Source organism: Streptomyces sp. NPDC002076 (assembly GCF_053593835.1).
In genome coordinates, this window is the sequence record NZ_JBSFDI010000001.1 from 68,553 (window position 1) to 93,693 (window position 25,141).

Sequence of the window (25,141 nt, forward strand, 5' to 3'; positions counted from 1 at the left end):
CGACCGCCCGGACCGTCACCGCCCACCGCCACCACCGGCGGCGAGGCGTTCCCTCTGCGCGGTCAGCCCCAGGACTCCACGGCCACCACGGCGTCGGCCGGCACCGGCCCGTACACATGCGGGAACTCCTCCCCGCCGGGCTCCACGGCCTCGTACTTCACCGGCGCGCCGACCAGGGCCGGGTCCACGACCAGCACGACCAGCTCGTCCGGGCCGGCGTAGTCGCCGTAGAGGAACTCGGCGATGCGCGGGAGCTGTTCGCGGGTGGAGAAGTGGATGAAGCCCTCCTCCTGGAGGGTGCGGCCACGGGTCGACACCTCGTAGGTGCCGCGCTCGCGCGCCGCCTCCCACAGGGAGCGCTCGGTGATGTGGACGATGTGCGGAAGTTTCGGCATGCGGCCACGCTACGGCCCTGCCGGGGGCGCGCGTCTCCTCATCCGGCCCCGATGTCGTCCGCTCCGCCCATGACGGGCCGGATCACCACGGGGTAGTCGGTCAGGCCCTCGGGGCCGGGACAGCGGGTGACGCGTTCGGCGATCTCGGTGACCCGGTCCAGGCTCGCGCAGTCCACCACCCAGTAGCCGGCCATCAGCGGTTCGGTCTCGTCGTACGGGTCGTCGGTGATCAGGGTCCGGCCGTTCTCACCCCGCGCGACCAGCCGGGTCAGGGCGGGCTCGGCCAGGCCCTGGGCCTCGACGAGTTCGCCGGACTCGGCGAGGTCGTCGCTGAGCGCCGCCATGTACAGGTACATGGCCTTGAGCTGCACCTCGGTCCAGGCCGGGGCGTGCTCGGTGCGCTTGCCGGCCATCGCGTCGTAGTCCGCCTGGGTGCCCTGCACCATCACCAGGTACCTCATGGCCCCCTCCTTCGGCTCGGGACCGCCCGCCTCAGGACTCCTCGGCCGTGGATCCACCGGGGCGCGGCTGCTCGTTCCCGTCGTCCGGAGCCGCGGGCGCGACGGGCGCGACGGGCTCGCCGTAGGCCGGGCAGTCGGGGTTGCGGCAGGGGCCGGGGCCCCACACCGGCACCCAGGCACCCAGCGTCTTGCGCCGTCCGACGACCGTGTCGACGGGCTGTCCGCAGACGGGACAGACGTGGTCCTCGCTGTCCATGTCCTCAGGGTAGGGCGGGCGAGGGTTCAGCGCTTCCTGCGGTACGTCCGCACCAGCGCGCCGTTGCCGAAGGTGCGCACCGAGTCCAGGGTGAACTCCTTGATGTCGAGTCCGGTGCCGAACATCGGCATGCCGGTGCCGTAGACGATGGGATAGGTCTTGATGACGAGTTCGTCGATCTCGTCCAGCAGTGCGCCGGCGAGCAGCGAGCCACCGCACAGGAAGATGTCCAACCCGCCTTCCTCGGCCTTCAGTTCACGCACCCGGCCGACCAGGTCGTCGGCGATGACCTCGACGTTCGGGTCGGGGGAGCTGCCCAGCGTGCGCGAGGCGACGTACTCGCGCAGATGGGCGTAGGGGCTGGTGATGCCCTCCTTCAGTGCCAACTCGTAGCTGGCCCGGCCCTGGATGACGGTGTCGAACCGCTTGTTCTCCAGGTCGTCCAGGCCCATCGGCTTGCGGACGTGGGTGGGGAGGGTCTCCGGGAACTCCGTCCCGAGGAACTTGAGGGAATCCTCGTCCAGGAAGCGGAACATCGCGGAGGCGTCGCCGTGCTCGTCGCCGATGAAGCCGTCGAGCGAGCAGGCGATGAAGTACGTGAGCTTTCGCAAGCTTGGTCTCTTTTCGTAGGCTGCTGGGCGGCCGGTTGACCACTCCGTCTGTAGTGCTTCATTTGTAGTACTCCGTATGTAGTGGTGGCAAGGTCTTTCGGGGATGCTGTCGGGACCGAAGGCAAGTGGGAGAAGGGATTCCGCATGGCGGGCAATCCGGAACGGCGGGCGGCGCTGGTGGACGCCGGGATCGCGGTGCTGGCGCGGGAGGGCGCGCGCGGGCTGACGTTCCGCGCGGTGGACGGCGAGGCGGGCGTGCCCACGGGTACCGCCTCCAACTACTTCACCAACCGCGACGACCTGCTCCGCCAGATCGACGCCCGGTTGCATCTCCGGCTCGCGCCCGATCCGGAGGTGGTGGAGACACTGTTGCGCGGGGCCCGCGACCGCTCCCTGGTCTTGGCGTTCATGCGGGATCTCATGGACCGCGCCACCCGCGACCGCACCGGCTATCTGGCCCTGCTGGAGATGCGTCTGGAGGCCACCCGGCGCCCCGAACTGCGCGCCTCCTTCACCAGGTCGGTGCGCGGGGACCTGGAACAGGGCATGGCGTTCCACCGCGAGAGCGGCCTGCCCGGCGGCGACGAGACCGTCACCGTCCTCTACCTCGCGATGCTCGGCCTCATCCTGGAGCACCTGACACTGCCCGGCGTCCTGGACGGAGCCCTGGCAGGAGTGAGCGTGCCGGAGGGGCTGGTCGAGAGAATCGTGACGACGATCGTCCCGGCCGAGTAGGCCCCGGCGGCCCTCTTCGGCGCGACGGCTCCTTGACGACGGCCGTCCCCGCCGAGCGGGCCGACGGGGCCCCACGGCTCAACGGCTCAACGAAGATCGCCCCGGCCGAGTGACCCGGTGACCCGGTGGGGCTCCGCAGCGCGACGGGTGGTTGCTTCCGGGCCCCCGTGCCCTCAGGGCTCAGCTGTTGCGGCGGGTGACGAACTCGGCGAGTGCCAGCAGGCCGCCCGCCGCCTCGGGAGCGGGGATCGCGCGGGACAGCTCCTGCATGGCGCGGGCCATGCGGTCGGCCGCCTCGGCCTGCGCCCAGTCCCGGCCGCCGGCCCGCTCCACGGCCAGGGCCGTACGCGCGATGCCCTCGTCGTCACCGGAGACGTACGGCTTGCCGTACAGCTCGGCGAGTTCGGCCGCGGCCTCGGTGCCGGAGGCCAGGGCCGCCACCACGGGCAGCGACTTCTTGCGGGCGGCGAGATCGGCACCGGCCGGCTTCCCGGTGTGCCGTGGGTCACCCCATATGCCGATGACGTCGTCGATCAGCTGGAAGGCGAGCCCCGCCTGGCGGCCGAAGCCGTCCAGCGCCGCCACCTCGTCCCGGCCGGCGCCCGCGTACAGCGCGCCGAGGGCGCAGGCGCAGCCCAGCAGCGCGCCGGTCTTCGCCTCCGCCATGGCGAGCACCTCGTCGAGGGTGACCTCCTCCGGGGCGCGGTGCTCCATGTCCGTGTCGGTGTGCTGGCCGGCGCACAGCTCCACGACACAGTCCGCCAGCCGGGCCGCGGCCGGACCGGAGGCCGGGTGCGTATCCTCCGCGAGCAGCCGCAGGGCCAGCGCCTGCAGTGCGTCACCGGCGAGGATCGCGTCGGCGTCGCCGAACACGGTCCAGGCCGTGGGCCGGTGCCGGCGGGAGGTGTCGCGGTCCATCACGTCGTCGTGCAGCAGCGTGAAGTTGTGGACCAGTTCGACCGCCACCGCCGCCCGGACCGCCGCCGTACGGGCCTCGGATCCGCCGAGGGCCGCGGCCGCCGCCAGGACGAGCGCGGGCCGTATCGCCTTGCCGGCGTTGCCCGTTGCCGGGCTGCCGTCCGCGTGCTGCCAGCCGAAGTGGTAGAGCGCGATCCGGCGCATGGAGGCGGGCAGCGACTCCAGGGCCGACCGCAGCTCCGGGTCGACGACGGCCCGGGTGCGCTCCAGCAGCGCCGGCGCCTCCTGCCCTTCGGACCGAACTTCGAGCTGTTCGTCGAGAGGCCGCCGTTGCCCCGCCGTGCCGCATCCCGGCACGGCGGGGCAACACTGTTCGGTCTCTGTCATGAACTCGGCCATGTCTCCCCCTCGCCAGGTCCGTGGACACCGGCGTCGCCGGCCCGGCCGGACGCATATTCCGAGGGTCTACCCCGCCCGGCGGGCGGGGACACGGCCGCGTAGTGCGGAAACGTCACCTCCACCGGCCGATCTCGACGTTCTCCAGGACGCCGAGCGCGTCCGGCACCAGTACGGCGGCCGAGTAGTAGGCCGTCACCAGGTACTTGATGATGGCCTGTTCGTTGATGCCCATGAACCTCACGGACATGCTCGGCTCGATCTCGTCCGGGATGCCCGACTGCCGCAGGCCGATGACACCCTGGTCCTGCTCACCGGTACGCATCGCGATGATCGAGGTCGTGCGCTCCGGGGTGACCGGGATCTTGTTGCACGGGTAGATCGGCACCCCGCGCCAGGTCGGGATGCGGTTGCCGCCGATCTCGACGGTCTCCGGAACCAGTCCGCGCTTGTTCAGCTCGCGCCCGAACGCGGCGATCGCGCGCGGGTGGGCCAGGAACAGCTTGGTGCTGCGCCGGCGGCTGAGCAGCTCGTCCATGTCGTCCGGGCTGGGCACGCCGTCGTGCGGCTGGATCCGCTGGTCGTACTCGCAGTTGTGGAGCAGGCCGAAGTCCCGGTTGTTGATCAGCTCGTGCTCCTGGCGCTCCTTGAGCGCCTCGACCGTGAGCCTGAGCTGCTGCTCGGTCTGGTTCATCGGCTGGTTGTAGAGGTCGGCCACGCGCGTGTGGATGCGCAGCACGGTCTGGGCGATGCTCAGCTCGTACTCACGGGGCCGCGCCTCGTAGTCCACGAAGGTGTGCGGGATGTCGGGCTCGCCGGAGTGACCGGCCGCCAGCTCGACCTCCTTCTCGCCGTACTTGTTGGTCCGCTGCTCCGGCACCGAGCGCAGCTGTTCGAGGTGCTCACGCAGGCTGTCCGAGCGCTCGGCGACCTGCTGGAAGTCCCGGCGGCTGAGGATCAGCACGGTGGTCGCGGTGTCGGCGCGGACGGTGTACTCCCAGATGGCGTCCGGATCCAGCAGCGCCTGCTCGCCGAAGTAGGCGCCGTCGGCGAGGACTCCGAGGACGGCGTCGTCGCCGTAGGGGCCGGTGCCGACCTTCTCGACCCTGCCGTGCGCCAGCAGGTACACCTCACCCGTCTGGTTGCCGAAGTCGGCGATCACCTCGCCGGGCGCGAAGTCGCGCTGGCGGCAGCGCCGGGCGAGCTCCGTCAGCACCTCCTCGTCCTCGTAGGCGCGCAGGGCCGGCAACTCGCCGAGTTCAGCCGGGATGACCTCGACCTGGTCCCCGGTCTTCACGAAGGTGATGCGGCCGTCGCCGACTGAGTACGTCAGCCGCCGGTTGACGCGGTACGTGCCGCCCTGGACATCGACCCACGGGAGTGTGCGCAGCAGCCAGCGGGAGCTGATCTCCTGCATCTGAGGAACGGACTTGGTCGTGGTGGCCAGGTTCCGCGCGGCCGCCGTCCCGAGGGACTGCTGCGGCTTGCCCTGATCCGTGCGGACCTCTTCGCCTACCGACATAGAGAATTGCCTCCCAAGTATGCCCGGCACCGAATCGCAGGGGGCACCGGTCTCACTGTCGAGCTTCCATCACGGAACGTGATCGCGCCATTACCCGAAAGAGCGGGAATGGATCATCGGACTACTGGGCAAGAAGGGGGACTCCGGCCGGCGCGTTGTGCCGACGGCGACCCGCGCCGCCTGTCCGGATCGGCTCGCACAGCGTGCGAACGATGTGGTCCGCGACGTCCGGTTTTCGGTAGATGTTTCATCGTAAGTCGGCAGATCGGCACGGCACGAAGGAGGCGGCATGGCCCCACCCATGTCCGCGAGCGGATTTCTGGACGCACTGCGCGCGGAGGGCGGCACAGTCGTCGAGGTGGGCGACTGGCGGAACCACAACCGCAACCACAAGGGCCCGTGGGGGCCCGTCCACGGCGTGATGATCCACCACACGGTGACCCGGGGCAGCGCGCACACCGTGCAGATCTGCCGGGACGGCCACCCAGCGCTGCCGGGTCCGCTGTGCCACGGCGTGATCACCAAGGACGGCACGGTCCACCTGGTCGGCTACGGCCGCGCCAACCACGCCGGCCTCGGCGACGACGACGTGCTGCGCGCCGTCATCGCCGAGAAGGGGCTGCCGCCGGACAACGAGGCCAACACCGACGGCAACCGGCACTTCTACGGCTTCGAGTGCGAGAACCTCGGCGACGGGGAGGACCCCTGGCCTCACGCCCAGCTGGACGCGATCGAACGGGTCGCGGCCGCTTTGTGCCGGCGGCACGGATGGACCGAGAGGTCGGTCATCGGCCACTTGGAGTGGCAGCCGGGGAAGGTCGATCCTCGCGGGTTCGGGATGGATTGGCTGCGGGATCGCGTGGCAGAGCGGCTGAAGGGATAGCGCCGCAGGGGTTCCTGGCCGTCACCGAGTGCGGTCCCCGGGCGACAATGGAGCGGTGACCAGCCGTACCCCGCTCACCCCCCGCCTCCCCTCCCCCCTCCAGGAGGTCAGGGACGACCGGTTCGAGCGGCACGGGCTGCGGCTGGTGCTCAAGCGGGACGACCTGATCCACCCCGAGCTCGTCGGCAACAAGTGGCGCAAGCTCGTGCCGAATGTCGAGGCGGCACGAGGGCGGCCGCTGGTGACCTTCGGCGGGGCCTACTCCAACCATCTGCGGGCCACCGCCGCCGCGGGCCGCATCCTCGGGCTGCCGACCACCGGTGTGGTCCGCGGCGAGGAGCTGGCCGGCCGTCCGCTCAATCCCTCGCTGGCCCGGTGCGCGGCGGACGGCATGCGGCTGCACTTCGTCGACAGATCGACGTACCGGCGGAAGAACGAGCCGGAGACGCTGGGCGCCGTCCTGCGCGCGGCCGGCGCCGAGGACGCGTACGTCGTGCCCGAGGGCGGCAGCAACGGCGCGGCCGTGCGCGGCTGCCGGGTGCTGGGAGCGGAGTTGCGCGGGCTCGCCGAGGTCGTCGGCGTCGCCTGCGGCACCGGGGGCACGCTTGCCGGACTGGCCGCCGGACTGGCCCCCGGGCAGCGGGCACTCGGCGTGCCGGTGCTCAGGGGCGGCTTCCTGGAAGGCGACGTACAGGAGCTGCAGGAACGTGCCTTCGGCGGCCGTACCGGCTCCTGGTCCCTCGACGAGCGTTTCCACTTCGGCGGCTACGCCCGTACCACACCCGAACTGCACGCGTTCGCCGAGGACTTCGAGGACCGCCACGGGCTGCCCGTCGAACGTCTCTATGTCGCCAAGTTGCTCTACGGACTTGCCGCCCTCGCGGAGGAGGGCGCCTTCGCGCGCGGGACGACGGTCGCCGCCGTCGTCACGGGGCGGCCGTTCCCGTAGCGCTACTCCGCCTCCCGGTAGGCCGCCGCCTCCTCCAGGTCCAGGCGTCTGAGCAGCGCGCGCAGCATCTCGTCGTCGATGTAGCGGTGATCACGGAGCGTGACGAAAACCTCGCGTTCGGCGCCGATCATCTCGCGCGAGAGGCGGCGATAGGTGTCGTCGACGGACTCGCCGGTGATGGGGTTGGTCTGGCCGAGACGCTCCCAGACGGCGTTGCGGCGGCGCTCCAGGACGGTGCGCAGACGGTCGGCGAGCGGCGGGGGCAGCTCGTTGCGCTCGTCCGAGAGGAGGTCGTCGAGGCGGTTCTCGGCGGCCCGGGAGGCCTGTGCCTGGGCGTTGGCCTCGGCGAGGGTCTCGGCCTGCGGGTCGCGGGCGGGGAACTTCAACAGGCGGATCAGCGGCGCGAGCGTCAGTCCCTGCACCACGAGGGTGCCGATGACCGTGGTGAAGGTCAGGAAGAGGATCAGGTTCCGCTGCGGGAAGGGGGCGCCGCCGTGCACCGTGAGCGGGATCGAGAAGGCGATGGCCAGGGACACCACCCCCCGCATGGCGGCCCACCCGGTCACCACCGGCCCCCGCCAGGTCGGGTTGTCCTCGCGCTCCCTGATGCGGCGGAAGAGCAGCCGGGGCCAGAAGGTCGCCGGGAACACCCACACGAAGCGGGCCGCGACGACCACGAGGAAGACCGCGACCGCGTACCAGGCCGCGTCGGCGCCCCGGTACGCGCCCAGTCCCTTGAGGACGGTGGGCAGTTGCAGGCCGATCAGCGCGAACACCGCCGATTCCAGCACGAAGGCGACCATCCGCCACACCGCGTCCTCCTGGAGCCGGGTGGCGAAGTCGACCTCCCACGCGTGGTGCCCGAGATAGACCGCGACCACGACGACCGCCAGGACCCCGGAGCCGTGGAACTGCTCGGCGACGCCGTAGGCGACGAACGGGATCAGCAGGGAGAGGGTGTTCTGGAGCAGGGCCTCCTTCAGGTGGGTGCGCAGCCAGTGGATCGGCACCATGAGCACCAGACCGACCACGACACCCCCGATGGCGGCCCGCAGGAACTCACCGATTCCGCCCGCCCAGGTGGCGCCCTCGCCGACGGCCGCGGCGAGGGCCACCCGGTAGGCGGTGATCGCGGTGGCGTCGTTGAGCAGGGACTCGCCCTGGAGGATGGTGGTGATCCGGGAGGGCAGACCCACCCGGCGCGCGATGGCGGCGGCCGCGACCGCGTCCGTCGGCGCGACCACCGCGCCCAGCACCAGCGCGGCGGGCAGCGGCAGCCCCGGTACGACGAGATAGGCGACCCAGCCGACGGCGAAGGTCGCGAAGAGCACGTATCCGATGGACAGCATGCCCACGGGCCGCATCTGGGCGCGCAGATCCAGGTACGAGCTCTCGGTGCCCTCCTTGTACAGCAGCGGCGGCAGCACCAGCGGCAGGACGATGTTCGGGTCCAGGGTGTAGTGCGGGATGCCCGGGATGTACGAGACCGCCAGGCCGACGGCGACCAGCAGCAGCGGCGCGGGCACCGGCGTGCGCCGGGCGACCCCCGCGACCCCCGCACTGCCCGCCACCAGCAACAGCAGCGGCATCACGTCCATGGTCCTCGCCCACCCTCGTTTTCCGCGCGGCCAACAGCAGGCCCGTCGTAATCTGGCAATCATGAAACAGTGCACGCACGCCGACGCGCTGCCGCACCCGGAACCGGAACCGCTCGATCCGACCTGCCCGGAGTGCCTGCGCGACGGCACGCACCCCGTGCAGCTGCGCCTGTGCCTCACCTGCGGCCATGTCGGCTGCTGCGACTCCTCGCCCGGACGGCACGCGACACAGCACCACGAGACGTCCGGTCACCCGGTGATGCGGACCATCGAACCCGGCGAGGACTGGCGGTGGTGCTTCGTGGACCACGTGCTCGTCTGACCCTCTTTCGAGCGGGTTCTCGCGTGATCGCATTCCCGTTCGACCGTGTTCTCGTGTGACACTGCATGCGGCGGCTGCCGCACGACGGTTCGAGTGTCTGACGTCTGGGTACGTCAACCCGGCGCGCGCTCCTCCCTTTTGGGCCCGCAAACCCTCTAGACACGGAGCGTATGCACAGCTTTACTGTGAGTGACGCCTGGGGGGTTGGGGTCCCGGGACAGGACCGTTCGGAGCGCGATAGCGTCACCGCGGAACCATGTGCGCGTTACCCCGGGGGGCGACCCTCGGCCCCGTAAAGCTTGTACCACCATGGAGGTGAGGGTGTCCCAGATCGCAGGCGAGCCCGCGGCGAATCAGGACTTCGTGGAAGTCCGGCTGCCGGCCGCGGGTGCCTACCTGTCGGTGCTGCGGACGGCCACGGCCGGTCTCGCGGCCCGCTTGGACTTCACCCTGGACGAGATCGAGGACCTGCGCATCGCCGTGGACGAGGCGTGCGCGATCCTGCTGCAGCAGGCCGTGCCCGGCTCTGTGCTCAGCTGTGTCTTCCGGCTCGTCGACGATTCGCTGGAAGTCACGGTCTCGGCGCCGACCACGGACGGTCACGCCCCTTCGCGGGACACCTTCGCCTGGACCGTGCTCTCGGCCCTCGCGGGCAAGGTCTCGTCCGCCGTCGACGAGGACAAGACCGTGTCGATCAGCCTCTACAAACAGCGCGGCGCGGGCCCCGGCCCGGCGTGAGGAACGGGGACGGTCCGGTGCGGGACGAAGAGCGCGGCACACGGGAGCTGCCGGCCGAGGACGGGGGCGCGTCCTGGCCCAGCACGGGCGACCTGTCCGGGGAGGCCCCCCGGGACGGTTCCCGGCGCATGGTGGACGGCATCGACGGCATCCCCGAGCAGGCCAGACCACACCCGGAGGACGACTCCGCGCGGGCCGGAGGTGACGGTGCCGCGCAGGGTGTACCGCCGGAGGGCTCCGGCGACGCCGGGTCCGCCGGCCGCACGGGGGCCAGGGCTCGGGGAAGGGCTACGGGCGGGACGATGAGCGAACACGAGCGGTACGCCGGGGACGACGCGCCGGGCGCGGAGGCCATGCGGGCCGTGCAGGCCGTACAGCACGACCCGGCGGACCGCAGCGGGGCGCGGGCGATGTTCGTGGAGCTGCGCGCGCTGAAGGAGGGCAGCCCGGAGTACGCGGCGCTGCGCAATCAGCTGGTCCGTATGCATCTGCCGCTCGTGGAGCACCTGGCGCGCCGGTTCCGCAACCGCGGCGAGCCGCTGGACGACCTCACCCAGGTCGCCACGATCGGGCTGATCAAGTCCGTCGACCGCTTCGACCCGGAGCGCGGCGTGGAGTTCTCCACGTACGCCACCCCCACCGTGGTCGGCGAGATCAAGCGGCACTTCCGCGACAAGGGCTGGGCGGTGCGCGTGCCGCGCAGGCTGCAGGAGCTGCGGCTCGCGCTGACCACGGCGACGGCCGAGCTGTCCCAGCTGCACGGCCGCTCCCCCACGGTCCACGAGCTGGCCGAGAAGCTCGCGATCTCCGAGGAGGAGGTCCTGGAGGGCCTGGAGTCCGCCAACGCGTACTCCACGCTGTCCCTGGACGTCCCCGACACCGACGACGAGTCCCCGGCGGTCGCCGACACCCTCGGCGCGGAGGACGAGGCGCTGGAGGGAGTGGAGTACCGGGAGTCCCTCAAGCCGCTGCTGGAGGATCTGCCGCCGCGTGAGAAGCGGATCCTGCTGCTGCGCTTCTTCGGGAACATGACCCAGTCGCAGATCGCGCAGGAGGTCGGCATCTCCCAGATGCACGTCTCCCGGCTGCTGGCCCGCACGCTGGCCCAGCTGCGGGAGAAGCTGCTGGTGGAGGAGTAGAGCGCCGGCCTACTCGGTGCGGCCCGGTCCCTTGATGCCGAGGGCCTGGGCCGTGGCCGGGTTCACCAGCAGCACCAGGGCGACCACGGCCACGACCGCGACGGCGATACCGGCCGGGATGGCGAGACTGTCGGCCTGGAGCAGTTGGTAGGCGCAGAAGAGGCCCATGATCTGCGTGATGACGGCGGGCCCCCGGCTCCAGCCACGCCGCAGCAGCAGTCCGCGCGCGGCGAGCAGCGGCAGCAGCGCAAGCACGACCAGGATGATCCCCAGGGCGACCGCCTGCTGCCGGTTGTCGGGCGAACCCGTGAGCGCGCGAACGCACACCAACAGGCCTACCGCCACCAGCGCGACACCCTCCAGGGCGGCCAGCACAGCGGCACAGGTCAGCCGACGGGGACGGGGTTCCTGGGCGGGGTTCTGCTCACTGCTCACCCCAGCAGGGTAGCGGGGGCGGTGTCAGCGCCCCGAGGGGCGGCCCGCAGACCAACGGCGTGTCCAGGCTCACGCCCGCCCCTCTTACCCGATCCCTACCTCGCTGTGGGCCCAGTACCCCCCAGTAGGTACGCTGCAGACCATGCGTGCACTTCTCGTGGTCAACCCGGCGGCAACCACCACAAGCGCACGCAGGCGTGACGTGCTGATCCACGCGCTGGCGAGCGAGATGAAGCTGGAGGCGGTCACCACCGAGTACCGCGGACACGCGCGCGACCTCGGCCGGCAGGCGGCGGACAGCGACGACATCGACCTGGTCGTGGCCCTCGGCGGCGACGGCACGGTCAACGAGGTCGTCAACGGCCTGCTGCACGCCGGCCCCGACCCCGAGCGCCTGCCCGGTCTCGCCGTCGTACCCGGCGGCTCCACCAACGTCTTCGCCCGCGCCCTGGGCCTGCCCAACGACCCGGTCGAGGCCACCGGCGCCCTGCTGGACGCGCTGCGGGAGGGCCGGGAGCGGGTCGTCGGGCTCGGGCTGACCTCGGGCACGCCCGGCACCGAGGACGAGGCGGTCCCGGACCGCTGGTTCACCTTCAACGCGGGACTCGGATTCGACGCGGGTGTCGTCGGCCGGGTGGAGCAGCAGCGCGAGCGTGGCAGGAAGTCGACACACGCGCTGTACGTACGTCAGGTGATCCGGCAGTTCCTCGGTGAGCAGAACCGCCGGCGCGGCTCGATCACGCTGGAGCGACCCGGCGAGGACCCGATTGCCGATCTTGTGGTGGCCATAGTCTCGAACACGTCCCCTTGGACGTATCTCGGCAATCGCCCCATGTACACGTCGCCTAAGGCCTCGTTCGATACCGGCGTCGACGTGCTCGGTCTCAGCCGTCTGTCGACTGCCGCGGTTGCCCGGTATGGCACCCAGTTGCTCACTTCGTCCCCCGAGCGTGGACCCCATGGTCGACATGTCGTCTCGCTGCACGATCTGGACCAGTTCACCTTGCATTCGAAGGCGCCCCTGCCCCTGCAGATGGACGGTGACCACCTGGGGCTGCGTACGAGCGTGACGTTCACAGGCGTACGCCGTGCACTGCGTGTGATTGTGTGAGCGGAACAGGCAAAAGTCCTTTCACTCGAACGTTTAGACCAGGATCCACCCCATGGAAGTACGGCTGTGACCTAGTCGACACCGAGGAATCAAAAAAAACTTTCCGGAAGGGGTTGTATCCGCCGCCGAGGTTTGCGAGTCTCTTCCTGGCGATCGGGACGGCCCGCAAGACCGGCCTCCACTGATCACCGGAACCCCTCTTCAAACCAAGGACCACGCCGGGGAAGACTCGGCGGTCGGCCCTTCACTTGTTGAGGGATTCGTGAAAGCGTTCACATTCACAAGCAACCTGCACGTAATACGTTCAGAGAACCTAGGAGAGGTAGCAGCCATGGACTGGCGTCACAACGCCGTTTGCCGCGAGGAAGACCCCGAGCTCTTCTTCCCCATCGGCAACACCGGTCCTGCGCTGCTGCAGATCGAGGAAGCCAAGGCCGTCTGCCGTCGCTGCCCGGTGATCGAGCAGTGTCTGCAGTGGGCGCTCGAGTCCGGTCAGGACTCCGGCGTCTGGGGTGGTCTCAGCGAGGACGAGCGCCGCGCCATGAAGCGCCGCGCCGCCCGCAACCGGGCTCGTCAGGCCTCCGCCTGACATACCCACCCCTGCTGACAGCCTGAGCTTGGCGGCGCGTGCAGCACGCACGCATCTCCCGCCCCCGAGCCGCAGCGCGCAGTATCCCCCGATGTGCTTAGCGATATAGCGGAGCAGCAACGAGCACAAGCCTCGGACCAACGGGTCCGGGGCTTTTTGCTGTCCTCAAGCTCCTTTACGGCGTACGGAGTTGCTCACTTCTGCGCCCGCACCGGAATGTCGAGGATCACCCTGGTCCCCCGCCCCGGCGCCGGGACCATGTCGAAGGAGCCACCCAACTCCCCCTCCACCAGCGTCCGTACGATCTGCAGCCCCAGGTTGCCCGAGCGGTGCGGGTCGAAGCCCTCCGGCAGGCCGACGCCGTCGTCCTGGACCGTGACGAGAAGCCGGGCCTCCTTCGTCGTACCGCCCCTGACCGCCGAGACCTCGACCGTGCCGGTGTCGCCCTCGCGGAAGCCGTGCTCCAGGGCGTTCTGCAGGATCTCGGTGAGGACCATCGACAGCGGTGTGGCCACCTCGGCGTCCAGGATCCCGAACCGCCCGCTGCGCCGGCCCGTCACCTTGCCCGGCGAGATCTCGGCGACCATCGCCAGCACGCGGTCGGCGATGTCGTCGAACTCCACCCGCTCATCCAGGTTCTGAGACAGCGTCTCATGCACGATCGCGATCGAGCCGACCCGGCGGACGGCCTCCTCCAGGGCCTCCCGGCCGCGCTCGGACTCGATGCGCCGGGCCTGCAGCCGCAGCAGCGCGGCGACCGTCTGGAGGTTGTTCTTCACCCGGTGATGGATCTCCCGGATGGTCGCGTCCTTGGTTATCAACTCGCGTTCGCGACGTCGCAGTTCGGTGACGTCCCGGCACAGCACCAGCGAACCGATCCGGGTGCCCTTGGGCTTGAGCGGGATCGCCCGGAACTGGATGACGCCGTCGTTGGCCTCGATCTCGAACTCGCGCGGCGCCCAGCCGCTGGCCGCCTTGGCGAGCGCCTCGTCGACCGGCCCCCGGGTCGGGGCGAGCTCGGCGGTGGTCTGTCCGAGGTGCTGGCCGACCAGGTCGGCGGCGAGGCCCAGGCGGTGGTAGGCGGACAGCGCGTTCGGGGAGGCGTACTGGACGATGCCGTCGCCGTCCAGCCGGATCAGGCCGTCGCCGACGCGCGGCGAGGCGTCCATGTCGACCTGCTGGTCGGGGAAGGGGAACGATCCTGCGGCGATCATCTGCGCGAGGTCGGAGGCGCTCTGGAGGTAGGTGAGCTCCAGACGGCTCGGGGTGCGGACCGTGAGCAGGTTGGTGTTGCGGGCGATCACACCGAGGACGCGGCCCTCGCGCCGTACGGGGATGGACTCGACCCGTACGGGGACCTCTTCACGCCACTCCGGGTCGCCCTCGCGCACGATCCGGCCCTCGTCCAGCGCGGCGTCCAGCATGGGCCGCCGGCCGCGCGGGACCAGGTGGCCGACCATGTCGTCCTGGTAGGAGGTGGGGCCGGTGTTGGGGCGCATCTGGGCGACCGAGACGTACCGGGTGCCGTCCCGGGTGGGGACCCACAGAACCAGGTCGGCGAAGGAGAGGTCGGAGAGCAGCTGCCACTCCGAGACCAGCAGATGGAGCCACTCGAGGTCGGAGTCGTCGAGGGCGGTGTGCTGGCGGACCAGTTCGTTCATGGAGGGCACGTCTGCGAGCGTACCCGGACGTTCGAACATGGCTGAAAAACGTCCGCGACCGGCTCCGGAAACACCCGCGGGCCGCGGCGCCTGGAAGGGACCCTCAACCCTCCCGGCACCGCAGCCCGGAGCATCATCGGCCGTGGGGTGTGCGGTCCCGGTCGGCCGAAGGTCGAGGAGCCGGGGCAGTCAGGGCAGAGAGCTCCGGGTCCTCGATCCGCCTTCCTGTGCGGGGAAGACGGAGGCTTGTTCACGTGGATACGTCGTCGGATCCGTCGTCGTCGATTGTGGACTAGACCACAACGATGTGTCCATGGCTTTGTCGGCATGCACGACGATGGCACCCGATGCCACGAAGCCTAGCCCGCCTCGGTCAGCCGTGGGGCCAGATGGACATGGCAATTTCCGCGAGTGCTTCCAGTTCCCGCCGGCTCGCTCCGTCGCGGGCCTGCTGGGACATGCCCTGGATCATGGCGCCGGCGTGCCGGGCGAGGGCGGCGGCGTCGGTGCCGGCCGGGAGCCGGCCCTCCGCGACATCGGCCCGGATCCGGGACTCCAGGGCGGCGATGTTCGCGTTCCGCCGCTCCCGCAGCAGCCGCGCCACCTCGGGACTGGTGCAGTTGGTGGCGGCGTGCACGACAAGGCAGCCGTAGGGATGGGCGAGGTCGGTGTACTCGGCGGCGGCCTCGCGCAGGATGCGCTCGACAGCGGCGCGGGCGGTGGGCTCCTCGGCAAGGGCGCGATCACCGAAGGCGCCGTACGTGGAGGTGTAGAGCCGTACGACCTCCTCGAACAGCGTCCGCTTGTCGCCGAAGGCGGCGTACAGGCTCGGGGCGCCGATCCCCATGAGCCGGGTGAGGCCGGCGACCGAGGTGGCCTCGTAGCCGTGCTCCCAGAAGGCCATGAGCGCCTTCTCCAGCGCGGTGGCACGATCGAAGGAGCGCGGGCGGCCCCGCGTTCCGGAGGCCCCGGCCCGTGTTCTCGTCTCCTGAGCGCTCGCCATGGAGGGCATTTTATAGCGGGCCCTAGAAAAATGTGCCGGTCGGGAGAAGCGCATCTCCAGCGGGACCCGGTTCTGTTAGATTGGTCTAAACCACATAGACGTCCAGAGCCCACTTCAGAACGGCAGGCCCAGCGTGGAAGTTGTCATCGTTCCGGACGCCGCGGCGGGCGGCGAACTGATCGCCGAAGCCATGGCACAGCTGCTGCGACGCAAGCCCGACGCCCTGCTCGGCGTGGCCACCGGCTCCACCCCGCTGCCCATCTACCAGGCGCTGACCGCGAAGGTGCGCTCCGGCGCCGTGGACTCCTCGCGGGCGCGCATCGCCCAGCTCGACGAGTACGTGGGGCTGCCCGCCGACCACCCCGAGTCCTACCGCTCGGTGCTGCGCCGGGAGGTCCTGGAGCCGCTCGGTATCGGCATGGACAAGTTCCTCGGGCCCGACGGCACCGCCGAGAACATCCAGGCGGCCTGTAAGGCGTACGACCGCGCGCTCGCCGAGGCCGGCGGGGTGGACCTGCAGCTGCTCGGGATCGGCACCGACGGGCACATCGGGTTCAACGAGCCGTGCTCCTCGCTCGCCTCGCGCACCCGGATCAAGACGCTGACCGAGCAGACCCGCGTCGACAACGCCCGTTTCTTCGACGGCGACATCGAGCAGGTGCCGCGCCACGTCATCACCCAGGGCATCGGCACCATCCTGGAGGCCCGCCACCTGGTGCTGCTGGCGACCGGCGAGGGCAAGGCGGACGCGGTCGCCGCGACCGTCGAGGGCCCCGTCGCGGCCGTCTGCCCGGCCTCCGCGCTCCAGCTGCACCCGCACGCCACGGTGGTCGTCGACGAGGCGGCGGCCTCCAAGCTGAAGCTGGCCGACTACTTCCGGCACACCTACGCGGGCAAGCCGGACTGGCAGGGGATCTGACGCCTGCTCGGCACTATGGACTAGACCAAACCCGGTCACCACTGTATATAGAGGAGATCACGGAGCGTGCGGGTGGAGTCCCGACAGAAGAACCCGTGCCACGATGTGAGCCGTGGCCGATGTCAGTCGGTCGCTTTCGGCATCCGCAGCCGGGAAGGCAGAGCATGAGCACCGACGTCAGCAGTGCGGAGAACGAGGCCGCGACGACCGTCCGTACGGCGCGCGTGCCCAAGTACTACCGCCTGAAGAAGCACCTGCTCGACATGACGGAGACGCAGGCGCCGGGCACGCCGGTCCCGCCCGAGCGCACGCTGGCGGCCGAGTTCGACACCTCCCGCACCACCGTCCGCCAGGCCCTGCAGGAACTGGTGGTCGAGGGGCGCCTGGAGCGCATCCAGGGCAAGGGCACCTTCGTCGCCAAGCCCAAGGTCTCCCAGGCGCTCCAGCTCACCTCCTACACCGAGGACATGCGCGCCCAGGGGCTGGAGCCGACCTCGCAGCTGCTGGACATCGGGTACATCACCGCCGACGACCGGCTCGCGGAGCTGCTCGACATCACCGCCGGCGGACGCGTGCTGCGCATCGAGCGGCTGCGCATGGCCAACGGCGAGCCGATGGCCATCGAGACCACCCACCTGAGCGCCAAGCGCTTCCCGGCCCTGCGCCGCTCCCTGGTGAAGTACACGTCGCTCTACACCGCCCTCGCCGAGGTCTACGACGTCCACCTCGCCGAGGCCGAGGAGACCATCGAGACCTCGCTGGCCACCCCGCGCGAGGCGGGCCTGCTCGGCACCGACGTGGGCCTGCCGATGCTGATGCTCTCCCGCCACTCCCTGGACCACGAGGGCAAGCCGGTGGAGTGGGTGCGCTCGGTGTACCGGGGCGACCGGTACAAGTTCGTCGCGCGGCTGAAGCGGCCTGCCGAGTAGGGCACCGCGGACCGTCGCTGAATCGATATACCGAGATCCGGACGAGGTCTTCCGCTTCCACGACACCGTCACCTACATTGCCTGCGCATTACACAGGTGATCAGCGAGGGGACGGAGCCGTGGCATGTCCGAAACGCCTGAAGTGAAACCACCGGTGGTGACGCCGGTGCGTGTGATCATCGGCCTGTGTCTCGTCGCGCCCTTCGTGGCGACGCTCTGGGTCGGCTCCTACGCCAAGACGGACCCCGCCTTCATCGGGATCCCGTTGTTCTACTGGTATCAGATGCTCTGGGTGCTGATCTCCACCGCGCTCACGATGACCGCGTACAAGCTGTGGCAGCGTGACCAGCGCGCCCGCGCCGCTCAGCAGGGCGGTGAGGCGAAGTGAAGAACGGCGTCAACGGCGTCGCGCTCGGCGTCTTCATCTTCTTCTTCCTGGCCGTCACGGTCATGGGCTTCCTCGCCGCCCGCTGGCGCAGGGCCGAGAACGAGCACTCCCTGGACGAATGGGGCCTGGGCGGGCGGTCGTTCGGCACCTGGGTCACGTGGTTCCTGCTCGGCGGCGACCTGTACACCGCGTACACCTTCGTCGCCGTACCGGCGGCGATCTACGCGGCGGGCGCGGCCGGCTTCTTCGCCGTGCCGTACACGATCCTGGTCTACCCGCTGATCTTCACGTTCCTGCCGCGCCTGTGGTCGGTCTCGCACCGCCACGGGTACGTCACCACCTCCGACTTCGTCCGGGGCCGCTTCGGCTCCAAGGGCCTGTCCCTGGCGGTGGCGCTGACCGGCATCCTGGCGACGATGCCGTACATCGCGCTCCAGCTCGTGGGCATCCAGGCGGTGCTGGACGTGATGGGCGTCGGCGGGGACAGCAGCACCAACTGGTTCGTACGGGACCTGCCGCTGCTGATCGCCTTCGGCGTGCTGGCGGCATACACCTACTCCTCCGGTCTGCGCGCCCCCGCCCTGATCGCCTTCGTCAAGGACACGCTGATCTACATCGTCATCGCGGTGGCGATCATCTACATCCCGATCAAGCTGGGCGGCTTCGACGACATCTTCGCCAAGGCGGGCCAGGCGTTCAGCCAGGTCAACCCGGCGACGGGCAAGCCGCGCGGCGCGCTCGTGCCCCCGGAGGCCGGACAGTGGACGTACGCCACCCTGGCCCTGGGCTCCGCCCTCGCGCTCTTCATGTACCCGCACTCGATCACCGCGACCCTGTCCTCCAGGAGCCGTAACGTGATCCGCCGCAACACCACGATCCTGCCGCTGTACTCCCTGATGCTCGGCCTGCTCGCGCTGCTGGGCTTCATGGCGATCGCGGCCGGGGTCAAGGTCACCAACGGCCAGCTGGCCATCCCCCAGCTGTTCGAGGACATGTTCCCGGACTGGTTCGCGGGCGTGGCCTTCGCGGCGATCGGCATCGGTGCCCTGGTCCCCGCGGCGATCATGTCGATCGCGGCGGCGAACCTCTTCACCCGCAACATCTACAAGGACTTCATCAAGCCGGACGCCACGCCGAAGCAGGAGGCCCAGGTCTCCAAGATCGTCTCCCTGCTGGTGAAGGTCGGCGCCCTGGTCTTCGTCCTCACCATGGACAAGACGGTGGCGATCAACTTCCAGCTCCTGGGCGGCATCTGGATCCTGCAGACCTTCCCGGCCCTGGTCGGCGGCCTGTTCACCCGCTGGTTCCACCGATGGGCGCTGCTGGCCGGCTGGGCGGTCGGCATGGCGTACGGCACGGTCGCCGCGTACGGCGTCGCCTCCCCGACCCAGAAGCACTTCGGCGGCTCGGCGAAGGAGATTCCCGGCATCGGCGAGATCGGCTACATCGGCCTCACGGCCTTCGTCCTCAACGTCGTGGTCACCGTGGTCCTCACCGTCGTCCTGAAGGCCGTGAAGGCCCCCGAGGGCGTCGACGAGACCAAGCCGGAGGACTACACGGCGGACGCGGGCGACCCGGGGGTGCAGGTGGAACTGCCGCCGGCGACGGCGGGCGCCGGTCACTGAGCGACCGCCGTACGACGGGCCGCCGGAGGAAATCCGGCGGCCCGTTGTCGTATCGCTCCGGCAGACTCGACGCCATGGACATCGTGATCCGGCAGGTAACCCCGGAAGAGTACGACGCCCTCGGCGAGATCACCGCCCAGGCCTACCTCCAGGACGGTCTCCTCGACTTCGGGGAGAGTGACTGGTATCTGGGCGAACTGAGAGACGTGGCCAAGCGAGCGGCCGCGGCACAGGTGCTCGTGGCCGTCCGGGACGGCGCCCTCCTCGGCGGAGTCACCTTCGTGCCGTCCCCCGGGCCCATGGCCGACATCGCCCGGCCCGGAGAGGCCGAGATCCGCATGCTGGCGGTCGCGCACGCGGGCCGGGGACAGGGTGCCGGCGAGGCGCTCGTCCGGGCCTGCGTCGACCGCGCACGGGCCACGGAGGCCTGCACGGCCCTCGTCCTGTCCACCCAGCGCACCATGCACGCCGCCCACCGCATCTACGAGCGCCTGGGGTTCGTCCGCGTCCCCGAACGCGACTGGAACCCGCTCCCGGAACTCGCCGACATCACTCTCCTCACCTACGAGTTGACGCTCTGACACCGTCACGACACAACATCTGGGGGTGACACGACAGCCCGGCACTAGATGTATGCTCATGCTCGCTGTCGCCGCAGGGGAATCCGGTGCGAATCCGGAACTGTCCCGCAACGGTGTACTTGTGCGCGTCTGCGCTCAGGAGTCAGTCCGAGGACCTGCCGGCAGCGCACCCGGCCGTCCGGTTCGGGTGCCCTGAGACGTCCGGGCCTCGTGGGATGGGCCGGTGGACGCGACGCCGTGCGCGCTCGTGGCTGCCCCCTGCCCTCCACAAGGCCCCCGTGCCGAGCGAGGGAGAGCCCCCACGTGACCATCGCGCCAGCAGATCCGGCTTCAGCCACCGGCCTGGAGACCGACGGTCCCGGTGCCGCGCTGCTGCGGACCCTGACCGAGCTGACCGCCGACCTCCCCGACGCCGACCCCGGCCGGGTCGCCGCCGCCGCGCTGCGCGGCCGGTCCGCCCGGGCCGACGAGGCGGAGTTGCGCGAGCTGGCCACCGAGGCCGCCGCCGGGCTCATCTCCGAGGACCCCGCCTACTCCCGGCTGGCCGCCCGGCTGCTGACCATCTCCATCCGCGCCGAGGCCGCCTCGCAGGGCGTGACGTCCTTCACCGGATCCGTGGCCGTGGGGCACCGCGAGGGGCTCATCGCCGACCGCACCGCCGAGTTCGTACGGCTGCACGCCGAACGGCTCGACGCGCTGATCGACCGCGACGCCGACGACCGCTTCGGCTACTTCGGGCTGCGGACGCTCCACAGCCGCTATCTCCTGCGGCACCCGATCACCCGCAAGGTCATCGAGACGCCCCAGCACTTCATGCTGCGGGTCGCGAGCGGCCTGGCCGAGGACGACACGACCCGTTCCGTGGACGAAGTGGCCGCGCTCTACGGGCTCATGAGCAGGCTCGACTACCTCCCGTCCTCCCCCACGCTCTTCAACTCCGGCACGCGGCACCCGCAGATGTCGTCCTGCTACCTCCTCGACTCCCCGCTGGACGAGCTGGACTCCATCTACGACCGCTACCACCAGGTGGCCCGGCTCTCCAAGCACGCCGGCGGCATCGGTCTGTCGTACTCCCGGATCCGCAGCCGGGGTTCGCTGATCCGCGGTACCAACGGGCACTCCAACGGCATCGTGCCGTTCCTGAAGACCCTGGACGCCTCGGTGGCCGCCGTGAACCAGGGCGGCCGGCGCAAGGGCGCGGCCGCGGTCTACCTGGAGACCTGGCACTCCGACATCGAGGAGTTCCTGGAGCTGCGGGACAACACCGGTGAGGACGCCCGCCGTACGCACAACCTGAACCTCGCGCACTGGATCCCGGACGAGTTCATGCGCCGGGTCAACGCCGACGGGCAGTGGTCGCTGTTCTCCCCGTCGGACGTGCCGGAGCTGGTGGACCTGTGGGGCGAGGAGTTCGAGGCCGCGTACCGCAAGGCGGAGGAAAAGGGCCTTGCGAAGAAGACCATGCCGGCCCGTGAGCTGTACGGCCGGATGATGCGCACCCTCGCGCAGACCGGCAACGGCTGGATGACCTTCAAGGACGCGGCCAACCGCACCGCCAACCAGACGGCCCTGCCGGGGCACGTGGTCCACTCCTCCAACCTCTGCACGGAGATCCTGGAGGTCACGGACGACGGGGAGACCGCGGTCTGCAACCTGGGGTCCGTCAACCTGGGTGCGTTTGTCGACATGACGACTGGCGACCTCGACTGGCAGCGGCTGGACGAGACCGTCCGTACCGCCGTCACCTTCCTCGACCGCGTGGTCGACATCAACTTCTATCCGACCGAGCAGGCGGGTCGGTCGAACGCCAAGTGGCGTCCCGTCGGTCTCGGCGCGATGGGTCTGCAGGACGTCTTCTTCAAGCTGCGCCTGCCCTTCGACTCGCCTCAGGCCAAGGCCCTGTCCACGCGGATCGCCGAGCGGATCATGCTCGCCGCGTACGAGGCCTCCGCCGACCTGGCCGAGCGCAACGGCCCGCTGCCGGCCTGGGAGAAGACCCGTACGGCCCAGGGCGTGCTGCACCCCGACCACTACGGTGTCGAGCTGTCCTGGCCGGAGCGCTGGGCGGCGCTGCGCGGCCGTATCGCCGAGGTCGGCATGCGCAACTCCCTGCTGCTGGCCATCGCGCCCACCGCCACCATCGCCTCCATCGCGGGCGTCTACGAGTGCATCGAGCCGCAGGTGTCGAACCTGTTCAAGCGCGAGACGCTGTCCGGTGAGTTCCTGCAGGTCAACTCCTACCTGGTGCAGGACCTGAAGGAGCTGGGCGTCTGGGACGCCCGCACCCGTGAGGCGCTGCGGGACAGCAACGGCTCGGTGCAGGACTTCGCGTGGATCCCGGCCGACGTACGGGCGCTGTACCGCACGGCGTGGGAGATCCCGCAGCGGGGCCTGATCGACATGGCGGCGGCCCGCACGCCGTTCCTGGACCAGTCGCAGTCCCTGAACCTGTTCATGGAGACGCCGACCATCGGCAAGCTCTCCTCGATGTACGCGTACGCCTGGAAGTCGGGCCTGAAGACGACGTACTACCTGCGCTCCCGCCCGGCGACCCGCATCGCCCGCGCCGCCCAGGCGCAGACCCCCGCCGGCATCCCCGTCCAGCAGGTCGCCGACCCCGACGCGGTCGCCTGCTCCCTTGAGAACCCCGAGTCCTGCGAGGCATGCCAGTAATGTCCAACCGTCCCCAGAACCTTCTCGACCCGGGCTTCGAACTCACCCTGCGCCCCATGCGCTACCCGGACTTCTACGAGCGCTACCGCGACGCGATCAAGAACACCTGGCACGTCGAGGAGGTCGACCTCCACTCGGACGTCGCCGACCTCGCGAAGCTGACGCCCGAGGAGCAGCACCTCATCGGCCGCCTGGTCGCCTTCTTCGCGACCGGTGACTCGATCGTCGCCAACAACCTGGTGCTGACGCTGTACAAGCACATCAACTCTCCCGAGGCGCGGCTCTACTTGAGCCGTCAGCTCTTCGAGGAGGCCGTGCACGTCCAGTTCTATCTGACGCTCCTGGACACCTACCTGCCCGACCCGGACGACCGCGCGGCGGCCTTCGCCGCGGTGGAGAACATCCCCTCCATCCGCGAGAAGGCCGGGTTCTGCTTCAAGTGGATCAACGAGGTCGAGAAGCTCGAGCGGCTGGAGACGAAGGCCGACCGCCGTCGCTTCCTGCTCAACCTGATCTGCTTCGCCGCGTGCATCGAGGGCCTGTTCTTCTACGGCGCGTTCGCGTACGTCTACTGGTTCCGCAGCCGGGGTCTGCTGCACGGTCTGGCGACCGGCACCAACTGGGTGTTCCGCGACGAGACGATGCACATGTCCTTCGCCTTCGACGTGGTCGACACCGTCCGCAAGGAGGAGCCGGAGCTGTTCGACGAGGAGCTGGGGCAGCAGGTCACCGACATGCTGAGGGAGGCCGTCGAGGCCGAGCTGCAGTTCGCGCGCGACCTGTGCGGCGACGGCCTGCCGGGCATGAACACCGAGTCGATGCGGCAGTACCTGGAGTGCGTCGCCGACCAGCGCCTCAGCCGCCTGGGGTTCGCCCCGGTGTACGGCTCGGAGAACCCGTTCTCCTTCATGGAGCTGCAGGGCGTCCAGGAGCTGACGAACTTCTTCGAGCGCCGCCCGTCGGCGTACCAGGTCGCGGTGGAGGGCACCGTCGACCTGGACGAAGACTTCTGACCGGCCGTTCAGACGGGGTGGGCCGCGCCGTGGTGCCTACGGGTCCGGCTCGGCCGCCTCGCCTCCTTCTCCCCCTTCGGCTTCGTCGCCTCTTCTCGCTGTGACCTACTGATCTGGCGGTCGATCATCCTGTCGTGCGCGATACCGATCACCGCCGGGAGGATCAGCAGGCCCAGGATCCCGATCACGGCGATCATTCCGAGCAGTCCTTCTGTCTGTGATGTGGTCATAGACATCACTGTCGCGCCGAATGCTCCTTACCGGGAGTGGCAGGACTGCCGCACACCCTCGAATTACTGCCACCGGCGAGGCAGACTGGCAGCATGCTGCAGAACGTGGCCGCCGTGCTGCTCGACGGCGTGAACCCCTTCGAGATGGCCGTCGTCTGCGAGGTCTTCGGCACCGACCGCAGTGACGAGGGACTGCCGGTGTACGACTTCGCGGTCGCCTCGGCCGAGGGCCCGGTGCTGCGCTCCAACGCGGGATTCACCCTGCAGGTCGAGCACGGCCTGGAGCGCCTGGAGGCGGCCGATCTGATCGCCGTACCGGCCGGGGCCTGCTACGACTCGCGCGCGTTTCCGCCGGAGCTGCTCACCGCCCTGCGCCGCGGGGTGGACCGCGGCGCCCGGGTGCTCAGCGTCTGCTCGGGCGTCTTCGTGCTCGCCGCCGCCGGGCTGCTGGACGGCCGGCGCTGTGCCGTGCACTGGCACCACGCGGCGGAGCTGGCCCGCCAGTATCCGCGGCTGACCGTCGAGCCGGACGTGCTCTACGTCGACGAGGACCCAGTGATCACCTCGGCCGGCACCGCCGCGGGGATCGACGCCTGCCTGCATCTCGTGCGCAAGGAGCAGGGACCCGAGGTCGCCAACAAGATCGCCCGCCGGATGGTCGTACCGCCGCACCGGGACGGCGGGCAGGCGCAGTACATCGAGCGGCCGCTGCCGAAGGGGCCGTGCGACACCGTCGGCGAGGTGCTGGTGTGGATGGAGGAGCACCTCGACCAGGAGGTGACCGTCGAGCAGCTCGCCGCCCGCGCCCACATGGCCCCGCGCACCTTCGCGCGCCGCTTCCAGCAGGAGACCGGGACCACTCCCTACCGGTGGATCCAGCGGCAACGGGTGCTGCGCGCCCAGGAGTTGCTGGAGGGGACCGACGAGACCATGGACGCGATCGCCTGGCGCACCGGGTTCGGTACGGCGGCTGCCATGCGGTACCAGTTCGTGCGGGCGCTCGGCACCACCCCGAACGCCTACCGGCGCGCGTTCCGGGGCCCTGAGGCCGCCTGAGCGCG

The 25,141-nt window shown here is 70.1% G+C and carries 27 protein-coding genes and 1 riboswitch; of the genes, 16 read left to right on the plus strand and 11 right to left on the minus strand.

The genetic code is table 11. From position 1 onward, the window contains the following. Positions 1–62 precede the first annotated feature (62 nt). From ACWCQS_RS00305 to ACWCQS_RS00320, 4 genes are read right to left on the minus strand one after another with little or no spacing between them, the layout of a single operon-like run. On the minus strand, positions 63–395 hold the full coding sequence (locus tag ACWCQS_RS00305; RefSeq protein WP_451002412.1) for a DUF952 domain-containing protein: 333 nt from the start codon (positions 393–395) through the stop codon (positions 63–65). Between the two features lie 38 nt (positions 396–433). Next, the gene (locus tag ACWCQS_RS00310; RefSeq protein WP_451002413.1) at positions 434–856 is read right to left on the minus strand and encodes a YciI family protein; all 423 of its coding nucleotides are present in this window, start codon (positions 854–856) and stop codon (positions 434–436) included. Between the two features lie 31 nt (positions 857–887). Continuing rightward, positions 888–1,112, minus strand: a complete 225-nt coding sequence (locus ACWCQS_RS00315; protein WP_451002414.1) for a hypothetical protein — start codon at positions 1,110–1,112, stop codon at positions 888–890. Positions 1,113–1,138: 26 nt separating this feature from the next. Further along, positions 1,139–1,723: a dihydrofolate reductase family protein gene (locus tag ACWCQS_RS00320; RefSeq protein WP_451002415.1), complete on the minus strand. Its 585-nt coding sequence runs from the start codon at positions 1,721–1,723 to the stop codon at positions 1,139–1,141. A 144-nt stretch (positions 1,724–1,867) separates the two neighbouring features. On the opposite strand from ACWCQS_RS00320, the gene ACWCQS_RS00325 reads away from it, so the two are divergent. Continuing rightward, entirely contained in the window at positions 1,868–2,458 is a 591-nt protein-coding gene (locus ACWCQS_RS00325) for a TetR/AcrR family transcriptional regulator (protein WP_451002416.1), read from the plus strand. A 180-nt stretch (positions 2,459–2,638) separates the two neighbouring features. Here the strand turns inward: ACWCQS_RS00325 and ACWCQS_RS00330 are convergent, their stop codons facing one another. Beyond that, positions 2,639–3,775, minus strand: a complete 1,137-nt coding sequence (locus ACWCQS_RS00330) for a family 2 encapsulin nanocompartment cargo protein polyprenyl transferase (RefSeq protein ID WP_451002417.1) — start codon at positions 3,773–3,775, stop codon at positions 2,639–2,641. 112 nt (positions 3,776–3,887) lie between these two features. Continuing rightward, entirely contained in the window at positions 3,888–5,294 is a 1,407-nt protein-coding gene (locus ACWCQS_RS00335; RefSeq protein WP_451002418.1) for a family 2B encapsulin nanocompartment shell protein, read from the minus strand. A 289-nt stretch (positions 5,295–5,583) separates the two neighbouring features. Here ACWCQS_RS00335 and ACWCQS_RS00340 point away from each other — a divergent pair, with 289 nt between their 5' ends. Next, complete coding sequence (locus tag ACWCQS_RS00340) at positions 5,584–6,177, plus strand: N-acetylmuramoyl-L-alanine amidase (protein ID WP_451002419.1); 594 nt, start codon at positions 5,584–5,586, stop codon at positions 6,175–6,177. A 55-nt stretch (positions 6,178–6,232) separates the two neighbouring features. Continuing rightward, positions 6,233–7,126, plus strand: a complete 894-nt coding sequence (locus ACWCQS_RS00345; RefSeq protein WP_451002420.1) for a 1-aminocyclopropane-1-carboxylate deaminase/D-cysteine desulfhydrase — start codon at positions 6,233–6,235, stop codon at positions 7,124–7,126. A gap of 2 nt (positions 7,127–7,128) precedes the next feature. Here ACWCQS_RS00345 and ACWCQS_RS00350 read toward each other — a convergent pair whose 3' ends face one another. After that, positions 7,129–8,724 carry a Na+/H+ antiporter gene (locus tag ACWCQS_RS00350; protein WP_451002421.1) on the minus strand — a complete coding sequence of 532 codons (1,596 nt, stop codon included), beginning with the start codon at positions 8,722–8,724 and terminating at the stop codon, positions 7,129–7,131. Positions 8,725–8,785: 61 nt separating this feature from the next. On the opposite strand from ACWCQS_RS00350, the gene ACWCQS_RS00355 reads away from it, so the two are divergent. The 3 genes from ACWCQS_RS00355 to ACWCQS_RS00365 all read left to right on the plus strand — a co-directional run bounded on the left by ACWCQS_RS00355 (position 8,786) and on the right by ACWCQS_RS00365 (position 10,923). Beyond that, a complete protein-coding gene (locus ACWCQS_RS00355; RefSeq protein ID WP_451002422.1) occupies positions 8,786–9,046 on the plus strand; it encodes a UBP-type zinc finger domain-containing protein in 261 nt (86 codons plus the stop codon). A 321-nt stretch (positions 9,047–9,367) separates the two neighbouring features. After that, positions 9,368–9,784, plus strand: a complete 417-nt coding sequence (locus ACWCQS_RS00360; protein WP_009190566.1) for an ATP-binding protein — start codon at positions 9,368–9,370, stop codon at positions 9,782–9,784. 17 nt (positions 9,785–9,801) lie between these two features. Further along, complete coding sequence (locus ACWCQS_RS00365) at positions 9,802–10,923, plus strand: RNA polymerase sigma factor SigF (protein ID WP_451002423.1); 1,122 nt, start codon at positions 9,802–9,804, stop codon at positions 10,921–10,923. A 9-nt stretch (positions 10,924–10,932) separates the two neighbouring features. On the opposite strand, the gene ACWCQS_RS00370 is transcribed toward ACWCQS_RS00365, so the two are convergent. Further along, complete coding sequence (locus tag ACWCQS_RS00370) at positions 10,933–11,358, minus strand: hypothetical protein (protein ID WP_451002424.1); 426 nt, start codon at positions 11,356–11,358, stop codon at positions 10,933–10,935. A 142-nt stretch (positions 11,359–11,500) separates the two neighbouring features. Between ACWCQS_RS00370 and ACWCQS_RS00375 the strand changes: the two genes are divergently transcribed. Further along, positions 11,501–12,469 carry a diacylglycerol/lipid kinase family protein gene (locus ACWCQS_RS00375; protein WP_451002425.1) on the plus strand — a complete coding sequence of 323 codons (969 nt, stop codon included), beginning with the start codon at positions 11,501–11,503 and terminating at the stop codon, positions 12,467–12,469. Positions 12,470–12,800: 331 nt separating this feature from the next. Next, a complete protein-coding gene (locus tag ACWCQS_RS00380) occupies positions 12,801–13,058 on the plus strand; it encodes a WhiB family transcriptional regulator (protein ID WP_003992873.1) in 258 nt (85 codons plus the stop codon). Between the two features lie 194 nt (positions 13,059–13,252). Here ACWCQS_RS00380 and ACWCQS_RS00385 read toward each other — a convergent pair whose 3' ends face one another. Together ACWCQS_RS00385 and ACWCQS_RS00390 are read right to left on the minus strand one after the other, a co-directional pair. Further along, positions 13,253–14,728: a sensor histidine kinase gene (locus tag ACWCQS_RS00385; protein WP_388620703.1), complete on the minus strand. Its 1,476-nt coding sequence runs from the start codon at positions 14,726–14,728 to the stop codon at positions 13,253–13,255. Positions 14,729–15,092: 364 nt separating this feature from the next. Next, positions 15,093–15,731: a TetR/AcrR family transcriptional regulator gene (locus tag ACWCQS_RS00390; protein ID WP_451002426.1), complete on the minus strand. Its 639-nt coding sequence runs from the start codon at positions 15,729–15,731 to the stop codon at positions 15,093–15,095. A 124-nt stretch (positions 15,732–15,855) separates the two neighbouring features. Here ACWCQS_RS00390 and nagB point away from each other — a divergent pair, with 124 nt between their 5' ends. The 7 genes from nagB (at position 15,856) to ACWCQS_RS00425 (ending at position 23,850) form a co-directional block, all read left to right on the plus strand. Then, the gene (nagB, locus tag ACWCQS_RS00395) at positions 15,856–16,641 is read left to right on the plus strand and encodes a glucosamine-6-phosphate deaminase (RefSeq protein ID WP_451002427.1); all 786 of its coding nucleotides are present in this window, start codon (positions 15,856–15,858) and stop codon (positions 16,639–16,641) included. 164 nt (positions 16,642–16,805) lie between these two features. Then, the gene (locus ACWCQS_RS00400) at positions 16,806–17,570 is read left to right on the plus strand and encodes a GntR family transcriptional regulator (RefSeq protein WP_388620698.1); all 765 of its coding nucleotides are present in this window, start codon (positions 16,806–16,808) and stop codon (positions 17,568–17,570) included. 124 nt (positions 17,571–17,694) lie between these two features. Then, on the plus strand, positions 17,695–17,958 hold the full coding sequence (locus ACWCQS_RS00405; RefSeq protein ID WP_451002428.1) for a DUF3311 domain-containing protein: 264 nt from the start codon (positions 17,695–17,697) through the stop codon (positions 17,956–17,958). Then, positions 17,955–19,583, plus strand: a complete 1,629-nt coding sequence (mctP, locus tag ACWCQS_RS00410) for a monocarboxylate uptake permease MctP (protein ID WP_451002429.1) — start codon at positions 17,955–17,957, stop codon at positions 19,581–19,583. Before ACWCQS_RS00405 ends, mctP begins: the two co-directional genes overlap by 4 nt. Positions 19,584–19,657: 74 nt before the next feature. Continuing rightward, the gene (locus tag ACWCQS_RS00415; protein WP_451002430.1) at positions 19,658–20,164 is read left to right on the plus strand and encodes a GNAT family N-acetyltransferase; all 507 of its coding nucleotides are present in this window, start codon (positions 19,658–19,660) and stop codon (positions 20,162–20,164) included. Between the two features lie 52 nt (positions 20,165–20,216). Continuing rightward, positions 20,217–20,341: riboswitch (cobalamin riboswitch) on the plus strand. Between the two features lie 126 nt (positions 20,342–20,467). Beyond that, the gene (locus ACWCQS_RS00420; RefSeq protein ID WP_451002431.1) at positions 20,468–22,837 is read left to right on the plus strand and encodes a ribonucleoside-diphosphate reductase subunit alpha; all 2,370 of its coding nucleotides are present in this window, start codon (positions 20,468–20,470) and stop codon (positions 22,835–22,837) included. After that, positions 22,837–23,850: a ribonucleotide-diphosphate reductase subunit beta gene (locus ACWCQS_RS00425; protein WP_451002432.1), complete on the plus strand. Its 1,014-nt coding sequence runs from the start codon at positions 22,837–22,839 to the stop codon at positions 23,848–23,850. The genes ACWCQS_RS00420 and ACWCQS_RS00425 overlap by 1 nt, the downstream gene beginning before the upstream one ends. 8 nt (positions 23,851–23,858) lie before the next feature. Here the strand turns inward: ACWCQS_RS00425 and ACWCQS_RS00430 are convergent, their stop codons facing one another. Then, positions 23,859–24,080 carry a hypothetical protein gene (locus tag ACWCQS_RS00430; RefSeq protein WP_451002433.1) on the minus strand — a complete coding sequence of 74 codons (222 nt, stop codon included), beginning with the start codon at positions 24,078–24,080 and terminating at the stop codon, positions 23,859–23,861. Positions 24,081–24,173: 93 nt separating this feature from the next. Between ACWCQS_RS00430 and ACWCQS_RS00435 the strand changes: the two genes are divergently transcribed. Then, entirely contained in the window at positions 24,174–25,136 is a 963-nt protein-coding gene (locus ACWCQS_RS00435; RefSeq protein WP_451002434.1) for a GlxA family transcriptional regulator, read from the plus strand. The last annotated feature ends 5 nt before the right edge of the window (positions 25,137–25,141 follow it).

Excerpts from the sequence above, each read along its gene's own strand:
- ACWCQS_RS00305 (WP_451002412.1), bottom strand. The coding sequence starts at position 395 with ATGCCGAAACTTCCGCACATCGTCCACATCACCGAGCGCTCCCTGTGG.
- ACWCQS_RS00310 (WP_451002413.1), bottom strand. The coding sequence starts at position 856 with ATGAGGTACCTGGTGATGGTGCAGGGCACCCAGGCGGACTACGACGCG.
- ACWCQS_RS00315 (WP_451002414.1), bottom strand. The coding sequence starts at position 1,112 with ATGGACAGCGAGGACCACGTCTGTCCCGTCTGCGGACAGCCCGTCGAC.
- ACWCQS_RS00325 (WP_451002416.1), top strand. The coding sequence starts at position 1,868 with ATGGCGGGCAATCCGGAACGGCGGGCGGCGCTGGTGGACGCCGGGATC.
- ACWCQS_RS00330 (WP_451002417.1), bottom strand. The coding sequence starts at position 3,775 with ATGGCCGAGTTCATGACAGAGACCGAACAGTGTTGCCCCGCCGTGCCG.
- ACWCQS_RS00335 (WP_451002418.1), bottom strand. The coding sequence starts at position 5,294 with ATGTCGGTAGGCGAAGAGGTCCGCACGGATCAGGGCAAGCCGCAGCAG.
- ACWCQS_RS00340 (WP_451002419.1), top strand. The coding sequence starts at position 5,584 with ATGGCCCCACCCATGTCCGCGAGCGGATTTCTGGACGCACTGCGCGCG.
- ACWCQS_RS00350 (WP_451002421.1), bottom strand. The coding sequence starts at position 8,724 with ATGGACGTGATGCCGCTGCTGTTGCTGGTGGCGGGCAGTGCGGGGGTC.
- ACWCQS_RS00355 (WP_451002422.1), top strand. The coding sequence starts at position 8,786 with ATGAAACAGTGCACGCACGCCGACGCGCTGCCGCACCCGGAACCGGAA.
- ACWCQS_RS00375 (WP_451002425.1), top strand. The coding sequence starts at position 11,501 with ATGCGTGCACTTCTCGTGGTCAACCCGGCGGCAACCACCACAAGCGCA.
- ACWCQS_RS00380 (WP_003992873.1), top strand. The coding sequence starts at position 12,801 with ATGGACTGGCGTCACAACGCCGTTTGCCGCGAGGAAGACCCCGAGCTC.
- ACWCQS_RS00390 (WP_451002426.1), bottom strand. The coding sequence starts at position 15,731 with ATGCCCTCCATGGCGAGCGCTCAGGAGACGAGAACACGGGCCGGGGCC.
- ACWCQS_RS00400 (WP_388620698.1), top strand. The coding sequence starts at position 16,806 with ATGAGCACCGACGTCAGCAGTGCGGAGAACGAGGCCGCGACGACCGTC.
- ACWCQS_RS00405 (WP_451002428.1), top strand. The coding sequence starts at position 17,695 with ATGTCCGAAACGCCTGAAGTGAAACCACCGGTGGTGACGCCGGTGCGT.
- ACWCQS_RS00415 (WP_451002430.1), top strand. The coding sequence starts at position 19,658 with ATGGACATCGTGATCCGGCAGGTAACCCCGGAAGAGTACGACGCCCTC.
- ACWCQS_RS00425 (WP_451002432.1), top strand. The coding sequence starts at position 22,837 with ATGTCCAACCGTCCCCAGAACCTTCTCGACCCGGGCTTCGAACTCACC.
- ACWCQS_RS00430 (WP_451002433.1), bottom strand. The coding sequence starts at position 24,080 with ATGACCACATCACAGACAGAAGGACTGCTCGGAATGATCGCCGTGATC.
- ACWCQS_RS00435 (WP_451002434.1), top strand. The coding sequence starts at position 24,174 with ATGCTGCAGAACGTGGCCGCCGTGCTGCTCGACGGCGTGAACCCCTTC.